This window comes from Empedobacter sp. UBA6745 (assembly GCF_002453775.1).
Taxonomy (GTDB): Bacteria; Bacteroidota; Bacteroidia; order Flavobacteriales; family Weeksellaceae; genus Empedobacter; species Empedobacter falsenii_C.
In genome coordinates, this window is sequence record NZ_DKHL01000017.1 from 1 (window position 1) to 25,874 (window position 25,874).

The window sequence follows — 25,874 nt, forward strand, 5'->3', positions numbered from 1 at the left end:
AAAAGTGCAATTTCTATAGAAATTGCACTTTTTTTATTTCTTTGAAAATCAATGACAATATCTAATAAACGAACCAATTATTTTTTTAAATTTTGTAGAGTAGAATAATCGTTGTAAATTCAAAAACATAAGTCAAAACCCAATTTATGAGTAAGGATAATAACAAAATATATTTTTCGAATAGCCCATTTACAAACGGACACAAAGTAATAGATTTTGTTTGGAGTGCTCGCCTTGATGAAAATTTTGACCTTTGGATGGATCTTCATTTAGAGTCAGATAATTATGACGAAGAAGAGGAATATAAAGATGATTTGGATGAGATAGATGACATTTCTGAAGAGAATGCCGAAAAACAGCTTTGGATTAATTATGATCATGCTATCATCTCGAGTACATATTGGAACAACAAAGGGATAAAGATCGAAAATGATGCGCAATTAGATTTTAATCAACTCAATAAAAAAACATTCGAAATTGATCCTCTTCCAGTAAATCTTGATGATTCAATAAATCTTGCTTTTGGTATTTCAATGTTAGGAAATGACACGGTTGCACAGCACGAAATTACGTTTTTAGATACAGAAGAATTTGGTGTTTTCGATATCAAATGGAAAGGGAAAATTGCCAATACTTATTTAGGAGAAACTGATTTTAATTACGATTTTTATGTCTATATGAAGAACATAAAATTTAACGGAATTAAAGTTCATCCTTCGTTAGAAAAAGAAAAAGTTACAACATTTTTTGAGAAAAGTTTAACTCATTTTAGTGATTTCGAATTAGTAGATACCGATGAATTAGAGTTAGAAAACTATATTCTGAAAATTAAAAGACAAGAAGATTAAAAAATAAATTTACCTTAGATTCATAATTACACTCCTAAACCATTTATATGATCAACCAAATCATCAAAAATTGTGAAGACGAAGAAATTCAGTTTCTCAACGAAATTCAACCTTTTGGATATTTGATAGGAATTCATAAAAATTCGCATCAAATTGAATTTTTTTCTCAAAATATTGATGAATTATTTGAAATTTCTACCGAAAAGATATTAAGCCAACATATTAATCAACTTCATGATTTTGAGCTTGATTTTGATGAGGTTTTGAATTTAGAACAAGGTGAATTTTACCGAACTAATACAAAAGTTAATTCAAAAACCTATCATTTAACAGTTTATCATTTTGATGAATTGATTTATTTAGAGTTAGAAGAATTAATTATTTTAGAAAACAGATTAGCTTATTATAATTTTTCTGAACAAATCCTGTACTCTAAGTCTATAAGCTCAACTTGGGATTTGTTAATTTCGTCTATCAAGAGTTTGATTCATTACGAGAGAGTAATGTTGTATAAATTTTTGGAAGATGGTAGTGGCGTTGTTATAGCGGAAGAAATTGATAAGGGATTAGATTCTTATATGGGTTTGCGTTTTCCCGAATTTGATATTCCTAAACAAGCACGTCAACTGTATTTAGAGAAAAAAAGCCGTTTGGTTGCAGATGTAGACAGTAAAAGAATCATTTTAATTGGTAATGAGAATTATCAAAAAATAAACTTGATGTACTCTTCTGTTAGAGCACTTTCTCCAATACATCTACAGTATTTACGCAATGCTAATTGTGAAGCAAGTTTCTCTATTTCTATTGTAATTAACGAAAAATTGTGGGGAATTGTAGCATGTCAGAATTCCAAGCCGAAATTTATTCCAAATCAAGTTCGTTTGCAAACCGAATTATTGACGCGTCAAGCAAGGTTGACTTATGTGAATTTTAAATCAACTGAACGATTAAAGTTCCAAAATCATTTTAACGAAACAGCGATTAAATTGAAAGAGAATCTTTTAACAGAAGAAAATCTTCAGCAATCAATGAACAATAATCTAAAAGAGGTTCTTAACCTTACAAAGGCAGATGGAATTGCATTGGTTAATTTTGACGATGTTTTTGTAGAAGGCGAAACGCCAGATAAAGAAGAAATTTTGAGAATAAAAGAATGGGCATTTAAAAGAAACTCAGCACGTTTATTTACCTCGAATACTTTTTATCTAGATTATGGACAAGAGATTAGGCTTAGTCCAAGTTCGGCTGGTGTAATGTTTTGTTTTCTAAATCAAACTTACGAACATTTTATTATTTGGTTCAAAAAAGAACAAGTTCAAACCTTAGATTGGGCTGGAGAACCAAGTAAAATTAAAAATGTAGATGTTATAAATGGCGATGAAATACATAGTTTTTCTCCTCGAACTTCTTTCAAAATTTGGCAAGAGAATATTAAGAATAAATCGTTTATTTGGTTAGATAAGGAGAAATATGTTGCCAAAGAAGTAATAAAGTTAATTATAGAAACACTTCATTTACAATCATTCAAAATTCATAGTTTATATGAGCAATTAAAGGAAATAAATGACGAATTAGACTCGTTTACCTATACAGTTTCTCATGATTTACGTACACCTTTATCGGTGATGAAATTGAATTGTCAGATGCTTCAAAGAAGTTTGATAGATGATGAAATTAAAAATGATCGATTAAAAAGTGTTATTGAAGAAATTGATCGAATGACACAAATGATGCAGGATCTTTTGGCGTTGAGTAAAGCTAAAAAATCAGAAATTGTATTGTCTACAATCGAAACAAAACCAATCATAGAAAAGATTATACACGATGTTTTATTGTATTATAAAACTAATGATACACAAGTTGTTGTAGAAGAAATACATAATGTTTTGGGGGATAAAACGATGTTTTATGAGGTTTTTCTGAATATTATTGGTAATGCAATAAAATATTCTTCCCAAGCACAACATCCAATCATAAAAATATGGTCCGAATTGAATGAGGAGGAGGTTATTTTTAAAGTAAAAGATAACGGAATCGGAATAAAACAGGAAGATTACAACAAGATGTTCAAGCTATTTAGCAGAATGTCTAACACAGGAAATATCTCTGGAAATGGTGTAGGGCTTTCTATTGCGCACAGAATGATGGATAGAATGAATGGTGGTATATCTTTTGAAAGTAAAGTAGGAGAAGGAACAACTTTTATATTAACATTTAAAAAAATCTAACGAATGCTATCTGATTATTTAAAAGAAAAAACAGCGGTTTATCACAAAGAAATTGAAGATAAATTAGAGTCGAATAAATTGTTTAACAGCACATTTACAGATAAAAATTATTATAAAATGTTGCAGGTTAATCATATTTTTCTAAAATCGTATGAAGATTCGATCAAACAATTTTTGAATGAAAAAGACTTAGAAAATTTAGCCTTAACAAAACTCAATAAATTGTCTTTGATTGAACAAGATATTAACGAGTTGGGCTTAGAAGAATTGAATATACCAAAACAATTTGAATTACAAAATAGAGCCGAAGCAATTGGAGCTTTGTATGTGATAGAAGGTTCTATGCTTGGCGGAAATGTAATTGCAAAAACACTGAAAAAATATCCATTTTTAGAGAATAAAAGTTTCAATTATTTTGGACATTATGGTGAAAACCTTGGTCAAATCTGGAAAACTTTTATTGGTTATATCAATCAAGAATTTACAACAGAAGAAGAGCAACAACAAGTTTTTGAAGGTGCTAAAAAAGCTTACGAAGATTTGATAAGTTTTGCTTAACATATTATGAAACTGGTTTATTTATAAATCAGTTTTTTTATGGTTTTTCATGAAGATTTGACATTTTTTTAATTCATTCTAAGTATAAAACTTTCTAAATTTGAGGCATGAAAAAATCAATACTTAGTATATTTTCTGCAATTGTTTTAACGTTCTCTGTTACAGCAAATGCGCAAGAAATCGAAGAACAAATAGTAATCGAAAATCGTGTGAATGATGCTAAACAACAAGATAAACCTTATGTTATCTTGATTTCGGCAGATGGTTTTCGTTATGATTATGCTCAAAAACATGAAGCTAAAAATCTATTAGCTTTGGCTAAAAATGGAGTAAAAGCTGATGCCATGTATCCGTCTTTTCCATCGGTTACATTTCCAAATCATTACACAATTGTAACTGGTTTAACGCCTATTCATCACGGTTTGGTGGGGAATAATATGTTAGATAGAGAAGTTGGCGATCGTTATTCATTGGGAAATAGAAATGCAGTTATCAATCCGAAATGGTACGGAGGAACGCCAATTTGGAATCTTGCAGAGCAGAACAAAATGTTAGCTGCTTGTTACTATTGGCCAGGTTCGGAAGCGCCTATTAATGGTATGTTTCCAACGTATTCGTACAAGTATTCGGAAAAATCACCAATTGACTATCGTATTCAGCAAGTAGTTAATTGGTTGGAATTACCAGCTGAAAAACGTCCACATTTGATTACGTTCTATTTTCCGGAAGTAGATCACGCGGGGCATTCTTTTGGTCCTGATGCGCCTGAAACAAAGGAAGCTGTACAGTTTGTAGATCAATCAATCAAGAAATTGAATGATGAGGTTGCAAAAACAGGTTTGAAAGTGAATTTTGTGTTTGTTTCTGATCATGGAATGACAAGAATCGATGATGAAAATCCATTGAAATTACCAATCAAAATTGATGAATCGAAAGTACAAGTTGCTTCAAATGGATCTTATGTAAGCCTTTTTGTAAAAGATAAAAATGATATTGAATCTATTTACAAAGAAATAAAAGCTGTTCAGAATAATACATTCGAAGTTTATAAAACAACAAATGTTCCGTCGAAATATCATTTTGATAAAAAGAATGATCGATACAATCGTATTGGAGATATTATTTTGATTGCACATGCGCCAAACTATTTTTCAAACAAAAATGCACCGAAAGGTTCGCATGGTTTTTATGTAAAAGAAACGCCAGAAATGAAAGCGACTTTTATGGCTTGGGGACCAAATATTAAGTCTGGTAAAGAGATTAAAGTTTTTCCAAATACAGAAATCTATCCAATGCTTGCGAAGTTATTAGGTTTGCCAATTCAAGAAAAAATTGATGGAACAAATCAATTAGCAAATAAAATTTTGGTGAAATAATTTAGATTTTATTCAAAATACAAAGCCAACTTATTAGAGTTGGCTTTTTTTGTGATTGAATTTGTCATTCAGAATTTATCTTAGAATCATATTATTTATGATGATAAGCTGAAATAAATTCAGCTTATAAAAAATGGAACTCAAAAAAAATCCCCAACATTTGTTGGGGATTTTGAATTTATTTTTTCTTGAAATTTAGATTTGATATAATAATAGCAAAAATAATAACGGCGATTCCTGTCCATTGTATTGCGAGAACTTGCTCGTGTAAAAGGACAAAAGCCATAGTTACGGAAACGGGTAATTCTAACGAAGAAACAATACTTCCCAAACCTAATCCTGTGTGCGGAAAACCTTTGTTTAAAAGAATAGGAGGTAACACAGTCCCGAAAATTGCCAATGGTAATCCCCAAGTATAAAAAATGCTAAAATTGAATGCATGAATTCCATTTACATCACTCGAAAAGTTGTTGTAAAAGCTCATTAAACCATCAAAATAATAAGGTCCGATTTGGCTAAAAAACAAAAATAAAGACACAATAATAGCACCTCCAAAAAGCATCCACAAACTTTTTTTGTAAGCTGGTAAATAATTGGCTAAACTATTAGATGTAAACATAGTAGCTGTAAAAGAACAAGCTGCTAAAAATCCCCAAAACAATCCTTTAGGATTTAATTCGACTTCTTGGTTGATTAAATTTGTAGCCAAAACAGTTCCAAATAATACCAAAACCATTGCAATTAATTTTTTGGCAGAAGGAAATTGTTTACCCAAAATACTTTCAACCAAAATACTAATCCAAACCGTTTGCATCAACAATACAATTGCGATTGACACATTGATATATTGCACCGCTAGATAGTAAAATAAACTTGTGAAACCTAACGAAGTTCCGGCAAGAACCAACCTTTTTTTATCTTTTTGTTCAATCTTTGGTAAATCTTTTTTACTCATCATAAACAAGTTGATGATTCCCAAAATCAAAATTCCTAATACAAACTGCGAAGTCGTTACCTCGGCAGTTGTATAGCCTTGATCGTATGCAATTTTTACAAATGTTGCTAACATTCCGTAGAAGCTGGCGCCCATTGCAACGAACAAAACTCCTTTCAAAATACTTTTATTTTCCATAATTTTTTACGCAAAAAAACGGCCTGATTAAATTTAAAATCAAGCCGTGCAAGTTACTTTATTTTTTTTGACTAAAAAAGTCCGTTAATTTCTCCTTCTATTTTATTGAAAATGAATCCTAAATCTTCTTTATTTTCAACAAAATCTAAATTATCCACGTCGATTACCAACACTTTTCCTTCTTTATAATTCGAAATCCACTTGTCGTATTTCTCGTTTAGACGATTCAAATAATCAATACTAATCGAGTTTTCGTAATCGCGACCACGTTTCTGAATTTGCGAAACCAATGTAGGAATTGAAGCTTTAAGATAAATCAATAAATCTGGTGCTTCTACAAAACTTGTCATCAAATTAAAAACACGCAAATAGTTGTTGTAATCTCTCGTAGACAATAATCCCATATCGTTCAAGTTACTCGCAAAAATATGCGCATCTTCGTAAATTGTACGATCCTGAATAATGTCTTTTCCACTTTCTCTAATCTCTTTTACTTGATTAAAACGGCTTCCTAAGAAATAAATCTGAAGATTGAACGCCCATTTTTCCATGTCGTTGTAAAAATCATCCAAATATGGATTCATTTCTACATCTTCAAACTGAGCTGTCCAGTTGTATTGTTTTGCTAAAAGGTTTGTTAGAGTAGTTTTACCTGCTCCAATATTTCCGGCTATGGCGATATGCATTTTCCAATTATTTTAACGTTTGCAAATATACTAAAGCTTAATTTTCAAAACAAAATCTAAGCAAGCGACTCATAGAAAAATCTTTTTTTAGAAAAAAATTATTCCGATTGATTTATGATTTTTTATTCAATTATAAATTAAAAATAAATAAGGTTTAGTAATTAATTTTAATTGATTAAATAGTTTGTTATTAATAGTTTGTATTTAAAATCGTATAAGTGTAAATTTTATTTTCGACCAATGTATAAAGATTTTTTTCGTTAAGTGCAAAACTTTTTACATTTTCTAAATCAATAAAAGTTGTCAAATTTTGATTGATAATATTTTTTGATATTAGCTTATTGTAATTTATATAGAAAATAACATCTTTATAAAAATAAAAAGGTTGATGATTGGTGTCAAATTCAAAATTAGATTTGAAATTTCCATAATCATCATAAACATAAATCGTTTTTTGACCTTTTAAATACACCAAATTTTTGTACACATGTATTTTATCGATTGATTGATCATTATGCTTCAAATAGATTTGTTTTGATGTCAGAATTGGTTTTTGCAACTGATAATTATAGTAAACAATTTTATTCCCAATCAAATCATAAAACCAACAAAATTGCGTGTCAACAACTTTTAATGCAGCAGGCATAAAATCGTTTGATTTAATCTTTACAATATCCTGAATAGGATTCAAATCTTCATCTAAAATAGTGAGTTGATTAAAATTTGAATACACATAAGCTCGAAGCGGATTATTGACATCAACCGAAGTAATGATATTTTTAAGATCAATACTTTTGTTCTTTTTCGATTGAAATATTTTTTCAATTCTAGTGTCCGAAATCAAATAAATCGAATTATTTAGATCAGTATCAATTGATTTGATTGTCTTATTTTCAATCAAAACAGAATCTTTTAACTCAAACTTTTGAGCAAAAACAGTGATAAATATCGAAACAAAAATGATTGAAAAAATGGTTTTCATTTACTTGAAAATTACTTCATAACCAAATCTACAAATTGAGAGTAGGATTACCAAAATAAATATGTATCGAATAAATTTATTCCCTTTGTTGATGGCTAATTTTGCTCCAATAAAACCTCCTAAAGCGTTGCAAACAGCCATTGGTAAAGCTATTTTCCAGATAATTTGCCCTTTGATTAAAAATAAACAAATCGAACCAAAATTAGTCGCTAAATTGATCAGTTTTGCATTGGTATTAGCTTTCAAAAAATCCATTCCAAGAAGTGTTACGAATCCCAAAATAAAGAAAGTTCCAGTTGCTGGACCAATAAAACCATCGTAAAAACCTACAGCGATACTCACAATACAACCATTAATAATCGCAATGTGATAAGGGATTTTACGTTCGGTAGCTTGTCCAAAATCTTTCTTGAAAATCGTGTAAATGGCTAAAACAATCAAAATGATTAATAAAACAGGTTTCATAAAATCATTATTGATAACCGTTAACAATTGCGATCCTAAAAAAGCGGAAACAAAAGCACATATCGCCATAATCGCAAAAAGTTTACAATCTATTTTTACTTTTTTAAGATATTGTGAAGTTGCTAAAGCTGTTCCACTAAATGCTGGAATTTTTAGCGTTCCAATAATAGTTGAAACAGGTAAATTGGGTAAAAAAGCAAGTGATAATGGCGTTTGTATTAATCCTCCACCACCAACAATAGAGTCGATGAAGCCAGCGCAAAAAGCTGCCATGCATAAATAGAATAAAATCTCGATTTCCAAAACTGAAAAATTTTGGCAAATGTAGAAATAGAAAAGGACAAAACCTTGGTTTTGTCCTTTCTAAATTTTATAGGATGTAAATTATTTTACAATAAACTTCACTGTTCCATAAGCACCATCAGCATAAGCTACGCGAGCATAGTATACACCAGCTTTTAATGCAGAGATATTAACATCTTTAGATTGTACTTCTGAAAGTTTTCTTCCTGTTAAATCTCCAACCAATACGCTTTTTATTTCTTTGTTTGAAATAACATTAAGTGTACCACCATTTACAACAGCTTTTAATTCAACTTTTGTTGCTGTTTGTTCTGTCGTCGCTAATGAACAGCCTGGAATATCATTTAATTTTAAAACTCCACCTGTTCCTTTTGTATCTGAAGTGTAATGACCAACCCAAACAGATTTACAATCGTAAGCTCCAATAAATAATCTTTGTTGACCATCATCAATCTTAGTCCAAGTTTTACCATTATCTTTAGAATAAGCAGATCCTACACCTAATTCTGAAGTTGAGCTAAATCCTGTTGAAAGGAAAATTCCATTAGATCCAGGGATATATGAAATATCTCCATCATAATAACTATTTGATGACATAACATCCCAGTTAGCTCCACTATCTTCAGTGTACCACAATATAGCTGTATTATCTACTAATAATCCATATTTAGATGAAGAAAAAGACATACTAGCACTTGAATCTTCACCTGAAAAATCATCAACAGGAGACAAGTAAGATTTCCAAGTAGCACCTCTATCATTTGTATGTAAAATTCTACCAGTATTTGAAGTTAACCATAAATCTTCTCCTAAAAATACTCTACCAGCTACATATCCATATTCAGTACTAACTAAAGTTGAAGGTGCAGTACCTAACGTACTCCAAGTATTTCCTCCATCTGTAGTTTTGTACATTTCGTATTTACCATTAATAGGATCTCCAATAACCAAACCATTATTTGCATCAAAGAAATGGATGATATTTCCGAAAGAACTAGTTCCAAATACTCCTGAAACTTTAGTCCATGATGTTCCGCTATTTGTTGTTTTCCATAAACCATTTGCAGCTCCAGAACCTGACGCAGGAGCTGTTACAATAAATGCTGTTGTACCATTTACAGCTCCAACATCTGATATTAAAGCATTTGAAGGTAAATTAGATACTAAATTAGCTTTCCAAGTTGATCCTCCATTAGTAGTTACCCCTACATATTTAGGATATGTTTGAGTACCAGCCCCATCAAAATAAGTAATCCATGCTGTATTAGGATCTACAATAGAGTATTCTCTTGCTCCAAAAGATTGTAATGGAATACCACTATTTTGTGTTGTATAAGTTTGACCAAAAGATACAGCTACTGCTGCTATCGATAAAAGAGATAGTAATTTTTTTCTCATAATAACGTGTTAATTAATAATTAGTGATATGCTAAACTATGAAAAAAAAATTGCAAAAAAAAATAAAATAGTGACCACGAAGGGATTCGAACCCTTACTGTCAGAACCGGAATCTGATATTCTATCCATTAAATTACGCAGCCAAAAGTTTTGCAAATATAGATAAATAGACTATTTGAGCTGAATATTTTGTCTAAAATTTCGGTGTTGAGTTGCGGTAAAATAATCTCTGAAAATTTGATTGATTTCTTCATTGATTTTTGAAGCTTTAATTCCTAGTTGTGGATAAATTTCAATGATAAATTGAGTAATTTTTTCAACAGTTTCGATTCCAAATGAATGAATTTCAGTTTCGATTTCTTCTGAAATAGGAGAATTATTTGCTAATAAATTTTCGATAATTTTAGCAAATTCAATAGTTTTTGAAGTAGATTTTTTTACGAAACTCTCAAAATCTGTTTGTTTTTGGTAATGAATAATCTCTAAACTTTTTTCGATAAAATGTTCAGCCATTCCAAGATAATTTACCAACAGAGTTAAATCAGCAAAAATTCGGAAAGGTATTTTTTCGACCAAATCATCACTATAAAATTCATTGTAAATGAAACTATAATCTTGATGAACGATTTCATTTTCTACTTCAAAACTATGAGAAGATGTTGCAACCATTCCCATTGATTTCCAAGTTGAAATTAATTTAACTTGAGATTGATTTAAAATAAATGACAAAAACTTTGGTTCACCATTTTCATCCAAAATCTCTTTTCCATCTTCGATTATTTTCGCATTTAATGTAAAATGAGTGAGATAAGGAGCGCCAGTTGCATAATGCCACAAACCGTTTATGATATATTTATCTCCAACTTTTTCAGCAGTTCCACCAAGCATTCCGCTTCCTCCAAAACACGTTTTTTGTGAAGAGAATAAATTAGAAGCAACATCAGGTTTTAGATTTCGAGAAAAATAATTTGCACCACTACAAAGCGTTATAAACCAACCTAAACTTCCGTCAATTTTAGCAACAGATTGTAAAACTTTTAATCCTTCGGAAAAATGTAAACCAAGTCCATTGTATTGTTTAGGAACCCAAATATTCAACCAATTTTGAGTGTAAATATGATCGAGAACTACTTGATTAAAGGATTCTTTATTCAATAATTCTTGTCTAAGTTTGGGAATATCAAGCATTGTTTTCGTTCAAAATTTTTCTCCAATTGAAATATCCAGAAATCGCAACGCAGAATAAAATCAACGATAAAATAGCGTATAGATACAAATCTTTGTGAATCATTAATGGAATTGAAATAATGTTACTAATATTCAACAAAATCCAATTTTCGAGTTTACGTTTTGCCATTAACCACATACCTGCCCAAGCAAATGCGCTTACAACTGAATCCCAAATAGGAACGTCAGAATCGGTGAAATGTGTGAGTGCTAAATAAAAAATGGTAAAACTACTTAAGACAATTCCTGTGACAATTCCCCATTCTTTTTTGTTGGTTTTCGTAATTTCAATTTCGTGTTTTTGTTGTCCAAATTTCCAATACAACCAGCCATAAATGCTCATTACTAAATAATAAATATTGAGTGTGAATTCGGCATATAGCTTAGAATTGAACATGACGAAAAGCGATAATGTAATTCCTGCAATTCCAAATAAATAATTTTTTGGATTGTTGAATCTCGCCAATACGACTTGAAAAATAGAAAAAGTGACACCCAGCCATTCGAGCCAAGTTGTTTGTAAAATAATTTCCTTCATCATAATTTGTTTTGATGAGGAGATAGAAGTTATTGCTAACATCAATTCCTCCGCCAGCATTATCTGGATCAGGTATAGAACAAAATTGTTCTTGGGTATATTCTCAGCTTTTTAGCACCCCATTGAAAGACAAAGATGATAATATCTATATAAATAACCTAAAAATATTAAGAATTAAGTTTAAATTATTCTTTAAGTAACTCAGGACGTTTGGATTTTGGTAAAGTTAAGATGACTAAATTGTAAGAATCTTTTATCCATTCTTTGATTTGAACGTCTTTTACATCTTGATGAATTTTAACGGTATTCCAATGCTTTTTGTTTATGTGATAACCAGGAATTACAGCTTCGAAAGTTGCACGTAATTCGATTGCGTTATCTGGATCACATTTGATATTTACAGAATCAAAATCGTCAATATCACAAAGACAAAACATTTTTCCAGCGATATAAAAAACCAAAGTAGTTTGATCAAAAGGAAATTTTTCTTCGACCAATGGAAGTCCTAAACAAAACTCTCTTAATTCTTCGATATGCATAAAGATATTTTTAGTGAAGATACAAATAAAACGAAAACGACCTTAATTACAAGGTCGTTTTCTATTAAATGTGGAATGTATGCAATTAATTTACATCCCACCAAACACGCGTGTTGATGTTATCTGGTCCCATTTGTTGAAGTGCATTTTGATAGCCTTCTGGATTATAATTTCTAACACTTGTTGGATAAAGCATACGACGAGGCATTTTTTTATCATTCAACATGGTAGAAGTTGTCGGTAATTTTGGAAAACCAGTTCTTTTATATTCAAACCATTGTTGGTAATCTGTAAAGAATAAAGCAAAATATTTTTGATCGATGATACGTTCTAACGTATTGTTGTATTTAATTTTTTCTTGCTCCATAAATTCAGCAGTTGGCTCGATATTCGTCCATAATTGTATTGCGGCTTTTACAGCTTTATCATAATGAGTTTTTGCATCACCAACTAAACCTTTTTGAGCCATTTCAGCTTTTATAAACTCAACTTCTGCATAAGTCATTAATGGAATTTTCATTGGAGCGACAACAATTGCATTGTTAGGAGATGACGGATTGAATTTGTAATCAGAACTATTTCCTTCGTAAGCTGCAGGAACTCCTTTGTAACCTAATGAAGAACCATCCAAATTAGAAGCTTTATTGACTAAAATTGGTAAACGAGGATCATTCGTTTCATTCATTTTATCTATAAAAAATGTTGTGAATGTTCTGCTATCTCTATAATCTTGTGCTCTTGGCCAAGGAGATAAACTTGGTGCTAAACCAGAAATTTGTAAAATAGCAGATTCTGATTCACTTTCGAAAATAGGATAAGTTGTCGGATTATCAATTATTTTTTTAAGTTCTGTTAAGGCAGATGCATCACGATTCGAAATTCTTAATAATAATCTCATTTTAAGAGAATTTGTGAATTTTTTCCAACGTGTTATATTGATGTTTTTTTCACTACTTGGGAATAAAATATCTGTACCATATTTTAGACCTAAATTAGTTACATATAATTGATTTGCTTTTTCTAAATCATTTAATAATTGCTTATAAATATCTTGTTGCGTATCAAATTTTGGTTTTGTAATTCCTTCTTCTGCTTTGGCTGCTTGAGAAAAAGGAACATCGCCAAACATATCAGTCAAATTTGAAATAACTAAAGAACGAAGCGTTAATGCAATTGCTTGATAATTGACATCTCCAGCTTTTTGCGAAACTTTTAGCATTTCCTCCAAATTAACAAGATTTGTGTAGGCATTATTCCAAGTAGAATTTCCCGTTCCTGTTGTTACATCATAACGATGAAGTCCCATAGCATTACTTGGATAAGGAATATGAACTTGCATCAATTGAGCGGTAATATCGTAGTTTTTTAAAACATTATTTTCAGCCAAATCATAAAGAACAGGGTTTAAAACTGAACCAGAATTAATTTCTGTGATTAAGTTTGGATCTTCATTCGCTTTCTCAAAATCGTTTGTACAAGAGAAAACAGTTGAAATTATAGTGAAGGCAAAAAATAGTTGAATTGAAATCTTTTTCATTTTAATAAATTGAATGTTGTAAATTATAATGAAGCTTTTAAGGTTACTCCATACGTTGCTGTTGATGGCATTTGTCCCATTTCAACTCCAGGTACATAAGTGTTTCCATTTAATGATGCTGTTTCTGGATCGTATAAAGGAAAATCACTAATCGTGAATAAATCGCGTCCGTAAACTGTTAATGACAACGCTTGTAAACCTGTCTTTGATAATAATCTTTTAGGAAAATCAAATGTTAAACTGACATCTCTTAATTTTAAATATGAAGCTTCGAATGAGTTAGATTCTACATTGGCGCGACGATTATATTCAGCATAATAAGTAGCCACATCAGCTTTTGTTGTGTTTGGAGAATAAGTTCCGTCAGCATTCAACACAACACCATTTCCAATGATATAACCATCTTCTCGACCAGGTAACGAATCTGCCAATTTTCCTTGCTCCATCATTTTGTGATAAGTTTGAGAATAGACGATTCCACCATATTGTCCGTCTAATGTAAAACTGAAACGCAATGTTTTGAATTTGATTTCATTTGTGAAACCTGCTTTCCATTTAGGTGTTGCGTCTCCAACATATTCTATTAATCCATTTCTAATTGGAACACCTGTTTTTGCGTCATAAATGATTTGTCCAGCTTCGTTTCTTACAAATTTTTCACCATATAGAGCTGTAGAAGAACCTCCAACTTTTGCAATTTGATAAACTGTTCCAGATTGACCAAGAATCATTTGATTATCTTCTATTCCTTCGACTAAAGATTTTACTTTGTTTTCATTTTTAGACCAAGTTCCTGTCATTTTCCAATTGAAATCTTTGTTCTTAATTGGAGAATAAGAAGCTACAATTTCAATTCCACGGTTTTCAATTTCTCCTCCATTTACCACTCTTTTTAAATATCCAGTTGTAATATCATTAGGTAATTCTATAATTTGATTGTCTGTACTTTGTTGGTAAATAGTGAAATCTAAACTTAATCTTTTCTTGAACAATAAAGCTTCGAAACCAGTTTCCCATGCGGTTGTTAATTCAGGTTTTATATCTGAATTGAATAATCTATTTTGTACAATTGAAGATCCTGCAAAATCGCTTTGATCATAATATTTATTTGTCCAGCCAGGAGTTCCTCCATTACCTACTTTTGCAAATGATAAACGATATTTCAAGTAATTAATAGGTCCTTTTATTTTAAATAAATCTGATAAGATAAAACTTGAAGAAATTGAAGGATAAAAGAACGAACTGTATTTAAGTGCTACAGAAGAATTCCAGTCGTTACGTCCTGTTATATCAACGAAAATCATATCTTTCCAACCAAATGAAGCCATTCCATATAATGAATTTTCTTTTAAATTAGAATCATACGTTCTTGTAAAAGAAGAAGTTAATTTATTCGAAAGTTTATAAACTCCAGGAGATGCTAATCCATCTATCCAAGCGGTTAAATTTCTGTATTCGTAATTTTTTCTATTTCCTCCAACATTTGCATTAAAACTGAAATCACCCCACTTATCAGTATAAGTTAATAAGAAATCGATATTTGTTTCAGTTTTAGAAACATCTTGTCTTTTATAATAACCTTTTGGTGTACGATTCATATCAAATGGACGTTTCTGTTCGCGCAATTGTGTATACGTATTAATTGCAGGACGTAACATTAAGCTCAATTTATTGCTTAATTTAAAATCCGCTCTAATATTTCCAACAATTTGATTACTACTCATAGGATTAACAGCTTCGTAAGCAATAGCATAAGGATTGTCCATGTATGAACTATACGGACGAATCATTTTTACACCATCGTAATTTTTTTGCCAAATAGGTTTGTACCAATTTAAATCTACATTTGGATTTTGGAAGATCATAAAATAAGCAATAGATCCATTATTGTAACCAGTTCCTGGTAAATTATCACTTGTTTTTCGAGTATAGTTTAAAGCTGTCGAAACTTTGATACGATCACTTACTTGATAGTTTCCATTAATAGCTGCAGTATAATTTTCGTAGCCCGTATTTGGCATAATCCAGCTATTTTTCTGATGTCCAATAGAAGCTCTCATACTTCCTTTGTCATTTCCACCAGAAAGTGTAACTGCATTACTGAAAGTGAAACCAGTTTGCCAAAATCCTTTTCTATTATCTTTATACGCACGCCATAAAGTCCTTTCAGCCCCTTGTTTTTCTAAAGTTGGATCATATTGAAAAAATGATTGTCCGTCAAATTTTGGTCCGAATGCAGAAGAAGTACTTCCTGTGTTTGGTCCATCTGCTGAGGTTTGATACGAGTAATAAGGATTGCCATTTTTATCGAAACTCTTTCCAGTTCCTTGACCATATTCATATTGAAAATCTGGCCAATTGTTAACGATATCAATAGCTACAGTTGATTTATATTCTAAACCTAATTGTTTACCTTTTTTACCTGATTTTGTTGTTATAATTAAAGCTCCATTTGCAGCTTTATTTCCATAAAGTGCCGCTGCCGAAGGACCTTTTAAAACGGTTACACTTTCGATGTCAGCTTGATTGATATCAGAAATACCATTACCAAAATCGATAGGAGAATCATCGCCCATGTAAGCAGTATTGTTTCCAGAAGAAGTCATTTCTGTGCTCATTGGAACACCATCGATGACAATTAAAGCATAATTTTTTGATTGGTCGATTGAATTTGCTCCACGCAAAATAATTTGCTGAGAATTGATTGGTCCATTTCCTCCAGAAATAATATTAAGACCAGCTACTTTTCCTTTCAATCCCGAAGACCAGTTATTCGCTTCTGCTGTTGCAAGTTCTTCCGAACCTATATTTTGTTGAGCAAATCCTAATTTTTTCTGCTCTCGCTTTATCCCCAAAGCAGTTACAATTACCTCATTCAGTTGGTTAGATTCTTCTTGTAAAGTAATTTTTACTTGAGAAATATCTTTCGGTGTGTATTCAATAAATTTGTGTTGAGATGAATTTACCAATAATGTAGGATGAGCAACATTTACTGAAACAAATTCGAAAAAACCATCTCCGTCTGTAAATGTTTTAAAAGATGTTCCCTTGATGATGATTTCTACATCTGCAACTCCTAATCCGTTTTGATCAACGATTTGACCTTTGATTGGATTTTGATCTTGAGAAATCGATTGATGATAATCTGTTTTGGTATAAGTTTTAGCATTGGCGTGTAAACTTAAAAATCCACCTAGTAGAAGTAGTGGTAATTTTAATTGCTTCATGACTGTAAAAATGAAATGTTTATGTGTTAAAAATTTTAACAAAACTAGAACTTCTGTTTATGAAGTTGTTTAACTCATGGTTAAGAGATTTTTAAGTAAACATTACTAAAATAGAGGTCTTGATATTAGTTTTACATTTGAGTAAAGGTTTATTGATTTTTATTTAACATGAATAAATTGTGGAATATTTTATTTAAAAAAGCCACTTCGTTTGAAGTGGCTCATCAAGATGTGTATAAAACGATTATTTGATAACTTCGAAAGAAGATTTTTCTGTAAAAGTATTTCCGTACAAATCGGTTGCGCGAACTTCAATTGGATAAGTTCCAGCTTTTAACTTATTCGGTAAACGAACAGACCAAATATGTTTCGAAATTTCTGGAGCAGAAGGTCTGTTACCAATATTTGTAATTTCTGCATTATCAATTTTCATTATGGTTTCCATATAATTGTAATCAACTGTTGGATCCCAATTCATCTCTTTCCATTCACCATTATTTACGCGATATTCTACTTTATTTGATTCATGTCCCATAAAGAAATTAGCATATAAAAAAGCACGATTACGTTTACCTTCTTTTACTTTTTTTGTGTGGTACAAGTCGATTTGTTTTTCTTTTGGTGAATTTGCAACTTTATAATCAAATTTATATTGATTACCATCTACATGTAAAAAAGCATAACCTTTTGGTGTACCATCGCGCATCGTAGAAGCCGGAACTCCTTTTGCATCTTTCGGTCCCGAATACCAATCACCAGAAGTTGTCCCAACATTGTACTCGTGATGAGGTTTTTGTTGTTGCCAACCATCTTGATTTGCATAAAAAATCTGTTCTTGGAAATGTGTATGAGCAGACATTGAAATTGTATTTGGGTAATCTTTTAACAATTCGAATAATTGATTTCTATCTTCTGGACGTGTGTCACGCAACGGAATATGAAATGCTAAAACGATTAAATGATTCTTTGGAACAAATTTTAAATCATTTTTAATGAATTCTAATTGATCAGGACGGAAACCTCCCCAGTATCCTTTTCCATCGCGAGGATCAGGATATAAAATATCATCTAAAACAATAAAATGTGCTTTACCGATATTATATGAATAATTATTTGGACCGAAATTTTTCTCGAACGTTTCATCCGAATATTGATCTTCTTTTGCATCATAATTCATATCGTGATTTCCCATTACATTGTACCAAGGCAAACCAACTTTCGAAACAGCTTTTATATAAGATGGATGCAAATTCAAATCATCACCAACCAAATCTCCTAAAGAAAGTCCGAATTCCATTCCTTTAATTCCTTTAACATCGTCAATTACACCTTTAGAGAAATATTCGATTTCTTCTTCTGTATAAGCTTGAGGATCACCAAAAATTAAAGCAGAAAATTTTTCGTTTTCCTTTGTAGGAATTAAAGCAAAATCAATACTCTTTGGAGTGTTTCCAGTAGGAGTAGAACCTGCATATTCTAATTTTGGAGAACCATTAGGTTTGTTGATGTAGTAGAATTGTGGCTGATTGAATTCGTTTGTCGGAACTTTGTAATTTGTTGGTTTAATGACAAACAAAATAGTTTCGTTATCAATCTCGATTTGATATTCTCCTTTATCATTTGTCGAAACAACTTGTTTTCCGTTACTAACTTGTACATTCGATAAACGTTTTTCCGATTTATCGAATTTGTTGTTTTGATTTTTATCTTCAAAAATAATTCCTTTAGCAAGTTGTTGAGCGTTGACAGAAGTATAAAAACTTCCAAATAATACCAGCGATAATACGATTTTTTTCATTGTGTGAATCTCTTGTTTTGTAGATGCTAAAATTCTATATTTTATGCGGGTTTTGGATTAACACAACAATAAGTAAAGATTAAATTTAAGTAAATAAGAATAACATATTTTCAAAGTTAATAATGGATGAATAATTGTCTTTCATTATTAAATAGTCTAAATTTGCAACCGATTGCATTATATTATGGAAGAGAAATTAAGCATGAATTCACGACAAATTTTCATGCAAATTATAGGTTATGTAAGTTTTTCATTTATAGGTTATTTACTGATAGGCTTGCCTTTGGCTATTTTACCTATTTTTATTACAAAAACATTAGGTTTTACTGAGCTTGTAGCGGGTATTGTAATTAGTTTGCAATATGTGACAACTTTTATTTTGAGAGGTTATGCGGGAAAAATTGTAGATACAAAAGGTCCTAAACCAGCCGTTTTATTAAGTATGAGTTTGTTTATTTTAGCTGGAGTTTTATTATACTTTTGTTACTTTACAAGAAACAATCATTTTCTGTCATTAGCTATTCTTGTACTTGCGAGATTGGTTACTGGAGCAGCAGAAGGAATGGTAGGTGGAAGTCCGATAAACTGGGCAATTTTAAAAATTGGACAAGAACATACAGCTAAAGCGATTTCTTATAACGGTGTTGCAAGTTATGGCGCATTGGCAATTGGCGCACCATTGGGAGTGATCTTAAATCAATATTTTGGACTTGGTTTTATTGGTTTGTTTAGTATTGTTTGTGCGATTATAGGTTATTTTTTAGCTAGAAATAAAGAAAATATATTAACTGCAGTTTCAAAAGTTCCGCAACCATTTATAAGTGTATTGAAAATAGTTGCTCCTTTTGGAATTTGTTTAGCATTGGCAGGTCTTGGATTTGGAGGAATTTCCAATTTTATAACACTTTACTACGACTTTTATAGTTGGTCAAATGCAGCTTTATGTTTAAGTGTTTTCAGCTTATTATTTATCGTAGGACGATTATTTTTTAATAGTTCAATTAATACATTAGGAGGATTAAAAGTAGGAATTATCTGCATGATAGTCGAAACGATAGGTCTGTTAATTCTTTTTAGCGCACCAAATTCATTTATAGCTCTTATTGGTGCTGGAATTACAGGAATTGGTTTTTCATTAGTTTTCCCTGCAATGGGAGTAGAAGCTGTAGCGTTGGTTTCGGACAATAGTAAAGGAGCTGCCTTAGCTGCGTACGGCTTGTTTATTGATATTTCATTGGGAATTACAGGACCTCTAATTGGTGGTGTTATCAGTTTATTTGGAATGTCAAACTTATTTGGTTTTTGTAGTTTGTTTGTGTTTATAGGGTTATTGTATAGTTATTATTTACAAACAAAAAAAAATCGTTCAGAATTTAATAATTCCGAACGATAATATGAAAACATCTAATTTTAGATTCTTTTACGTAGTAAATTTTGCCTGTTCTGACATAATTTTTTAGCACTTGTTCTAATTCTTTTTCTAGTTTAGAATCAGGTCTAATTTTATGATTAAATCTAACATAAGAAATATCAAAAGCAGCACCAAAATTATGCGAACTATCGTTAGAAGATGCATTTTTATTAATTCCTCTCAAACGATTTTGATCATGTAGCGTTCGTGTCATCGATGTAACAACGAAAAAATTTTGACCTGTTGCTTTTACAAAATCACTTGCAATACTTGTCAAAATATCTCGACCTTTTGGAATAAGATATGAATGACTATGTGTTAAATCTCCAACTCGCCAACCATAACCACGCTGTTTTATTTTAACCAATTTACCTTGATTAATGTACTTGTTCAACTTTTTATCACCATCAATTAGCTCAAGTTTATGAGATTTTGCGGCATTCAAATGCTGAACATATTCTTTAGAAGGTTCTATAACAACTCGCGATTGAGCGTAACCGAATAAAGAAGAGCAAATAAAAAACGTTGTTAAAAATTGTTTCATGATTCAATTCTCTTCTGCAAAAATAGAAAAGAACTTTTATATATTACATTGTTGTTGATTTAAATTGATCAGGATTACGAACCGTTACATGAAAACAGTGTTGTCTATATTCTTTGATATAGTAAATTTTGCCATCATCTTGTAATTGTTTTAAAATTGCTTCTAAATTATCACGATGAGTTTTGCTATACGAATATTTATTATTGAATTTTGTATAAGACAAATCAAAAGAAGCTCCATAGTTATGAGAACTTTCATCTTTTGCAGCATTGCTATTTACTCGTCTTAAACTTGCTTGACTTTCCTCTGAACGAGTAAGTGAAGTTACAGTAATTGTAGCATTATTTTCGTCCAAAAATTTTGAAGCAATTCGTTCTAAAACAGTTTTAGCTCTGTTGTTTAAGAAAGCTTTACTATGTGTTAATTTCTCAATTGTGTACCCATTTCCTTCCTCAGGAATAGCAACTAATTTTTTTGTAGCAACTAAACCTTCAATATCATCAAAACTCTTAACGATTGGAACGTTGAATGATTCTGCTGCCATTAAATGGTCGTCATAAGTTACTTTTTTTGTAGAGATAGAAGTGGATGAAGAGGCAGAATTTTCTGCTAAAATGTAACTTTCTTGACTTTGAGCTGAAATAAATATTCCGCTAAAAAGACAAGAAAGGGCAATTAATTTTTTCATGTTTTAAATTATTACGCGACAAAATTAGAAGTTACAATTTAATAAAGACTTGTTAAAAATTATAATATTTAGGTAAACTTTTTTTAAAATTTTCTTAAATCTGTTCTCAAAATAGCATTGTTAGATAGATTGATAGAATTTTAAATTTCATCTCATTTGAACATAAAATATTCTTAAATATCATTTCTAATAGATTATGTCATACTAAATTTCTTAATTTTGTAATTATTATTCATTTTTATTTTTAGACCTATTTATAAAATGGCAAAAGTTAAAGTTGGAATGGTACAAATGACTTGTACTAATAACAAACAAGAAAATTTAAACAAAGCAATCGAACAAATAAAAGTAGCAGCTGCAAAAGGCGCTCAAATTGTGTGTTTGCAAGAATTGTTTACCTCATTATATTTCTGTGATGTCGAAGATTACGACAATTTCGATTTAGCAGAATCAATTCCTGGACCATCAACAGATGCGTTATCAGTTGTAGCAAAAGAATTAGGAGTTGTAATTATTGCTTCATTATTCGAGAAACGTGCGCAAGGTTTATACCACAATACAACAGCTATTTTAGATGCTGATGGACAATATTTAGGAAAATATCGTAAAATGCATATCCCAGATGATCCTGCGTTTTATGAAAAATTCTATTTTACACCAGGCGATTTAGGTTACAAAGTTTTTGATACTAAATTTGGAAAAATTGGGGTATTAATTTGTTGGGATCAATGGTATCCAGAAGCTTCTCGTATTACAGCATTGATGGGTGCAGAAATTTTATTTTATCCTACTGCGATTGGTTGGGATACGACGCAAGACGAAGAAACAAACCAAGATCAATACAATGCTTGGCAAACAATTCAGCGTTCACATGCAGTTGCGAATGGAGTTCCAGTTATTTCTGTAAATCGTGTTGGTTTTGAGCAAGATGGTGCGATGAAATTCTGGGGAGGTTCTTTTGCTACAAATGCGCAAGGAAAATTGTTGTACTTAGCAACGCACGATAAAGAGGAAACTGAAGTGGTTGAATTGGATTTGAACGAATCTGATTTCTTCCGTAAACATTGGCCTTTCTTAAGAGATCGCCGCATCGATTCTTATCAACCAATTACAAAACGTTTTATAGACGAAGATTAATGAAAAAAATATTTTCACTTATTGCATTGATAGGAAGTTTTGCATTTGGTCAAATAAAACCAATTCAAATTGATCCAATTAATAATAATCTATTTGTTTATCAAACATTTAATTCGTTTAATGATGTTGAATATAATGCAAATGGAATGTATTTGGTAACGAATAAAGGAATCGTTTTGTTTGATGTTCCTTGGCAGAAATCGCAGTATCAAGAGTTAAATGATATATTGCAAGAAAAGTATAATTTGCCAGTTATCGCTGTCTTTGCAACACATTCGCATGATGATAGAGCAGGAGATTTGAGTTTTTATAATGAGTTGAATATTCCTACTTATGCAACTTCTTTAACCAATTCTAAATTAAAAAAAGAAGGAAAAGCAACTTCTAAATTTGAGATTGAATTAGGTAAAACATACAAGTTTGGTAATGAAAAGTTTGTTGTTGAATATTTTGGAGAAGGACATACTTCTGATAATGTTGTGGTTTGGTTTCCGAAATATAAAGTGTTGAATGGAGGTTGTTTGATAAAGGGTGCTGATGCTGTAAATTTAGGTTACACAGGCGAAGCTAATGTTGTTGAATGGCCAAAAACAGTACACAAACTAGTTGCAAAACATCCAACGATTAAACAAGTTATTCCAGGTCATGATAATTGGAAAGCTACTGGACACATCGAAAATACGTTTAAACTTTTAGAAAAGAAATAAAATTGAACACTATAGATACATCAAAATTCCCAAAAGATTTAGGATATAGATTTCCTGCCGAATGGGAAGAACACGAAGCAACTTGGTTGTCTTGGCCGCACAAGGAAGAATCTTGGCCAGATCGTATTCAGTTAATTTATCCAGCTTATGCCGAATTTATTGCTGAATTATCGAAAGGTGAAAAAGTTCGCATTAATGTAAAAGATGAAAAAATGAAAGCGTTTGCTTTGTCTTTTATCGAAAAAACGGATGCAGATTTGTCACAAGTAGAGTTTTATTTTAATGAAACAAATGATGCATGGTGTCGTGATCATGGTCCTGCATTTTTGTTGAATAAAAACAATCCTGATAATCCAAAAGTTATTGTCGATTGGGGATTTAATGCGTGGGGAGGAAAATATCCACCTTTCGAAAATGATGATGTTGTGCCAACAAGAATTGGTGCAGAATTTAATCTTCCTGTTTTTCATCCTGGAATTATTATGGAAGGAGGTTCGGTAGAATTTAATGGAAAAGATACGTTGATGACATCAAAATCTTGTTTATTGAATGAAAATCGTAATCCAGATTATTCGCAAGAACAAATCGAAGAATTTTTAAGAAATTATTACGGAGTTTCGCAAATTCTATGGGTAGAAGACGGAATTGTTGGTGATGATACGGATGGACACATTGATGATACAATTCGTTTTGTAAATGAGGACACTGTTTTAACTGTTATTGAAGAAGATGAATCGGATGATAACTACGAATTGTTACAAGTGAATCTTCGTCAATTGCAAGAAATGAAATTGGAAGATGGACGTCCATTAAACATTATCGAATTGCCAATGCCGGATGCGGTTTATTGCGAAGGTGAGCGTCTACCTGCTTCTTATGCAAATTTTTATATCGCGAATAAATCTGTCATTGTTCCAACCTATCGTTGTGTAAAAGATGCGATTGCTTTGGATATAATTCAGAAATGTTTTCCAGATCGTAAAGTTGTAGGAATTGATTCTACAGATATTATTTGGGGATTAGGATCTTTCCATTGTTTAAGTCAACAAGAGCCTAAGATATAGGTTTTGTCAAAATATAAAACAACAAAAAAGCTGAGTAGGTTGCTCAGCTTTTTTAATTTTAAACAAATGCACTAAATCCTGTGATAGAACGCCCTACAATAAGTGAATTGATTTCTTTTGTGCCTTCGTAGCTGTAAATAGCTTCGGAGTCGGCAACAAAGCGAGCGACGTCATGCTCTAATAATATTCCATTTCCACCCATTACTTCTCGTGCTCGTGAAACAACATCTCGTGTTCTCATTGTACAAAAAACTTTTGCTAAAGATGCGTGTTCGTCTAGTAAAATTCCTTCATCTTGCATTTCAGATAAGCGAAAAACTAAAGTTTGCATTGCTGTTAAATTAGATAACATTTCGACCAAATGTCCTTGTATCATTTGAAAAGAAGCAATTGGTTTTCCAAATTGTTTTCGATTTCGTGTGTAATCCAAAGCGCTTTCATATGCTCCGCGCGCGCAGCCAGTTGCCATCCAAGCAACTCCAGCTCTTGTCATTCGCAATACTTTTGCTGTATCTTTAAATGAATTAGCTTTTTGTAAACGATTTTCTTCAGTAATTAAACAATCTTTCAGAGTAATCAAGCCATTCTGAACAATTCGTAAAGCCATTTTTCCTTTGATTTTTTCTACAGAAAAACCAGGATTATCTTTCTCTACAATAAAACCTTTTACTTCTCCATCATCCAAATCTCTTGCCCAAATAATGACTAAATCTGCAAAAGTCGCATTACCAATCCATTTCTTTTGACCATTTAAAATCCAACCTTCTTCTGTTTTTTTACATGTTGTGGTTAAACCTCCTGCTGCACCAGAACCAACTTCGGGTTCAGTTAGTCCAAATGCTCCGATTTTATCAAATTTTTGCATTTGTGGTAACCATTTTGCTTTTTGTTCTTCCGATCCGCACATATAAATTGATCCCATTGATAAGCCAGATTGTACGCCAAAAAAAGTGGCAATCGAGGCATCTACACGAGCCATTTCCATAGCCAAAACACCTTCCATAATAAAAGGTAAATTTGGACAACCATAACCGTCGTAAGTGACGCCACAAATGTTGAGTTCTTTAAATTTTGGAATTAATTCGAAAGGAAATTGATCACGAAGCCAATAATCATTAACGATTGGTTTAACTTCTTTTTCCATAAAAGCTCTTACTTTTAACTGTAATTCGCGTTGTTCTGGAGTTAAAGTGTGGAAAACATCGTAGAAATCCCCATCAATTGGAGGAAGTTCTTTGTGTTTTTTATTTGGATTTAACATTTTCATCATTCCTTGAAGTTGTTTATCATCGAGTTTCGAAAAGTTTTCCATTAAAAGAGGTAAATCTACTTTTTGAGAAATTTTATTTAATTGCTCTAAATCAACAGATTTTAGTAGATGAACGATATTTTTTAAATTAGAAAATGCTCCTGACATATTTTGTGGTTTTTAACCAAAAAATTATCAAAGAGCATTCCTAAAATATTGTATTGTAAGAAAA

General features: G+C 31.3%; 22 protein-coding genes and 1 tRNA gene. 8 read left to right on the forward strand and 15 right to left on the reverse strand.

The genetic code is table 11. The annotated features are described in order from the left end of the window. Positions 1–146: 146 nt before the first annotated feature. The 4 genes from B4H69_RS05460 to B4H69_RS05475 all read left to right on the forward strand — a co-directional run bounded on the left by B4H69_RS05460 (position 147) and on the right by B4H69_RS05475 (position 5,010). Entirely contained in the window at positions 147–848 is a 702-nt protein-coding gene (locus tag B4H69_RS05460) for a hypothetical protein (protein ID WP_180906318.1), read from the forward strand. A 47-nt stretch (positions 849–895) separates the two neighbouring features. Then, positions 896–3,076: an ATP-binding protein gene (locus B4H69_RS05465; RefSeq protein ID WP_291093060.1), complete on the forward strand. Its 2,181-nt coding sequence runs from the start codon at positions 896–898 to the stop codon at positions 3,074–3,076. Between the two features lie 3 nt (positions 3,077–3,079). Beyond that, on the forward strand, positions 3,080–3,634 hold the full coding sequence (locus B4H69_RS05470) for a biliverdin-producing heme oxygenase (RefSeq protein ID WP_291093062.1): 555 nt from the start codon (positions 3,080–3,082) through the stop codon (positions 3,632–3,634). A gap of 107 nt (positions 3,635–3,741) precedes the next feature. Continuing rightward, entirely contained in the window at positions 3,742–5,010 is a 1,269-nt protein-coding gene (locus tag B4H69_RS05475) for an ectonucleotide pyrophosphatase/phosphodiesterase (RefSeq protein ID WP_180906320.1), read from the forward strand. A gap of 178 nt (positions 5,011–5,188) precedes the next feature. On the opposite strand, the gene B4H69_RS05480 is transcribed toward B4H69_RS05475, so the two are convergent. The 12 genes from B4H69_RS05480 to B4H69_RS05535 all read right to left on the reverse strand — a co-directional run bounded on the left by B4H69_RS05480 (position 5,189) and on the right by B4H69_RS05535 (position 18,842). After that, on the reverse strand, positions 5,189–6,142 hold the full coding sequence (locus B4H69_RS05480; RefSeq protein WP_180906321.1) for an EamA family transporter: 954 nt from the start codon (positions 6,140–6,142) through the stop codon (positions 5,189–5,191). A gap of 71 nt (positions 6,143–6,213) precedes the next feature. Then, positions 6,214–6,828: a deoxynucleoside kinase gene (locus B4H69_RS05485; RefSeq protein WP_038333632.1), complete on the reverse strand. Its 615-nt coding sequence runs from the start codon at positions 6,826–6,828 to the stop codon at positions 6,214–6,216. 190 nt (positions 6,829–7,018) lie between these two features. Beyond that, entirely contained in the window at positions 7,019–7,810 is a 792-nt protein-coding gene (locus B4H69_RS05490; protein ID WP_180906322.1) for a hypothetical protein, read from the reverse strand. After that, entirely contained in the window at positions 7,811–8,578 is a 768-nt protein-coding gene (locus B4H69_RS05495; protein WP_291093066.1) for a sulfite exporter TauE/SafE family protein, read from the reverse strand. Positions 8,579–8,659: 81 nt separating this feature from the next. Further along, a complete protein-coding gene (locus B4H69_RS05500) occupies positions 8,660–9,976 on the reverse strand; it encodes a YCF48-related protein (protein WP_291093068.1) in 1,317 nt (438 codons plus the stop codon). 71 nt (positions 9,977–10,047) lie between these two features. Continuing rightward, positions 10,048–10,119: transfer RNA gene (locus B4H69_RS05505), tRNA-Arg, on the reverse strand. Between the two features lie 28 nt (positions 10,120–10,147). Further along, entirely contained in the window at positions 10,148–11,164 is a 1,017-nt protein-coding gene (locus tag B4H69_RS05510) for a hypothetical protein (RefSeq protein ID WP_286475503.1), read from the reverse strand. Continuing rightward, positions 11,157–11,744 (reverse strand): nicotinamide riboside transporter PnuC, encoded by a 588-nt coding sequence (pnuC, locus tag B4H69_RS05515; protein WP_286475566.1) that lies wholly within the window; start codon positions 11,742–11,744, stop codon positions 11,157–11,159. The genes B4H69_RS05510 and pnuC overlap by 8 nt, the downstream gene beginning before the upstream one ends. Before the next feature lie 182 nt (positions 11,745–11,926). Continuing rightward, complete coding sequence (locus B4H69_RS05520; RefSeq protein WP_291093071.1) at positions 11,927–12,280, reverse strand: MmcQ/YjbR family DNA-binding protein; 354 nt, start codon at positions 12,278–12,280, stop codon at positions 11,927–11,929. A gap of 85 nt (positions 12,281–12,365) precedes the next feature. Beyond that, positions 12,366–13,817, reverse strand: a complete 1,452-nt coding sequence (locus B4H69_RS05525; protein WP_280037062.1) for a SusD/RagB family nutrient-binding outer membrane lipoprotein — start codon at positions 13,815–13,817, stop codon at positions 12,366–12,368. A gap of 23 nt (positions 13,818–13,840) precedes the next feature. Next, entirely contained in the window at positions 13,841–17,044 is a 3,204-nt protein-coding gene (locus B4H69_RS05530) for a SusC/RagA family TonB-linked outer membrane protein (RefSeq protein ID WP_291093077.1), read from the reverse strand. Positions 17,045–17,288: 244 nt separating this feature from the next. Then, the gene (locus B4H69_RS05535; protein ID WP_291093079.1) at positions 17,289–18,842 is read right to left on the reverse strand and encodes a calcineurin-like phosphoesterase C-terminal domain-containing protein; all 1,554 of its coding nucleotides are present in this window, start codon (positions 18,840–18,842) and stop codon (positions 17,289–17,291) included. A gap of 202 nt (positions 18,843–19,044) precedes the next feature. Here B4H69_RS05535 and B4H69_RS05540 point away from each other — a divergent pair, with 202 nt between their 5' ends. Beyond that, complete coding sequence (locus B4H69_RS05540) at positions 19,045–20,235, forward strand: MFS transporter (protein ID WP_180906803.1); 1,191 nt, start codon at positions 19,045–19,047, stop codon at positions 20,233–20,235. Here B4H69_RS05540 and B4H69_RS05545 read toward each other — a convergent pair. Both B4H69_RS05545 and B4H69_RS05550 read right to left on the reverse strand, forming a co-directional pair. Then, positions 20,216–20,797, reverse strand: a complete 582-nt coding sequence (locus tag B4H69_RS05545) for a DUF5715 family protein (protein WP_180906330.1) — start codon at positions 20,795–20,797, stop codon at positions 20,216–20,218. The two genes, B4H69_RS05540 and B4H69_RS05545, sit on opposite strands and share 20 nt — an antisense overlap. Before the next feature lie 43 nt (positions 20,798–20,840). Continuing rightward, positions 20,841–21,485, reverse strand: coding sequence for a DUF5715 family protein (locus B4H69_RS05550; RefSeq protein ID WP_180906331.1), 645 nt, complete (start codon positions 21,483–21,485; stop codon positions 20,841–20,843). Positions 21,486–21,746: 261 nt separating this feature from the next. Here B4H69_RS05550 and B4H69_RS05555 point away from each other — a divergent pair, with 261 nt between their 5' ends. Genes B4H69_RS05555 through B4H69_RS05565 form a run of 3 tightly spaced genes read left to right on the forward strand, consistent with a single transcriptional unit; the run spans position 21,747 to position 24,393 of the window. Continuing rightward, on the forward strand, positions 21,747–22,622 hold the full coding sequence (locus tag B4H69_RS05555) for a carbon-nitrogen hydrolase (protein ID WP_291093083.1): 876 nt from the start codon (positions 21,747–21,749) through the stop codon (positions 22,620–22,622). Next, on the forward strand, positions 22,622–23,329 hold the full coding sequence (locus B4H69_RS05560; RefSeq protein WP_038333643.1) for a subclass B1 metallo-beta-lactamase EBR-2: 708 nt from the start codon (positions 22,622–22,624) through the stop codon (positions 23,327–23,329). Before B4H69_RS05555 ends, B4H69_RS05560 begins: the two co-directional genes overlap by 1 nt. 2 nt (positions 23,330–23,331) lie before the next feature. Next, positions 23,332–24,393, forward strand: coding sequence for an agmatine deiminase family protein (locus tag B4H69_RS05565; protein ID WP_291093086.1), 1,062 nt, complete (start codon positions 23,332–23,334; stop codon positions 24,391–24,393). 58 nt (positions 24,394–24,451) lie between these two features. Here the strand turns inward: B4H69_RS05565 and B4H69_RS05570 are convergent, their stop codons facing one another. Then, on the reverse strand, positions 24,452–25,810 hold the full coding sequence (locus B4H69_RS05570; protein ID WP_180906334.1) for an acyl-CoA dehydrogenase family protein: 1,359 nt from the start codon (positions 25,808–25,810) through the stop codon (positions 24,452–24,454). Between the last annotated feature and the right edge of the window lie 64 nt (positions 25,811–25,874).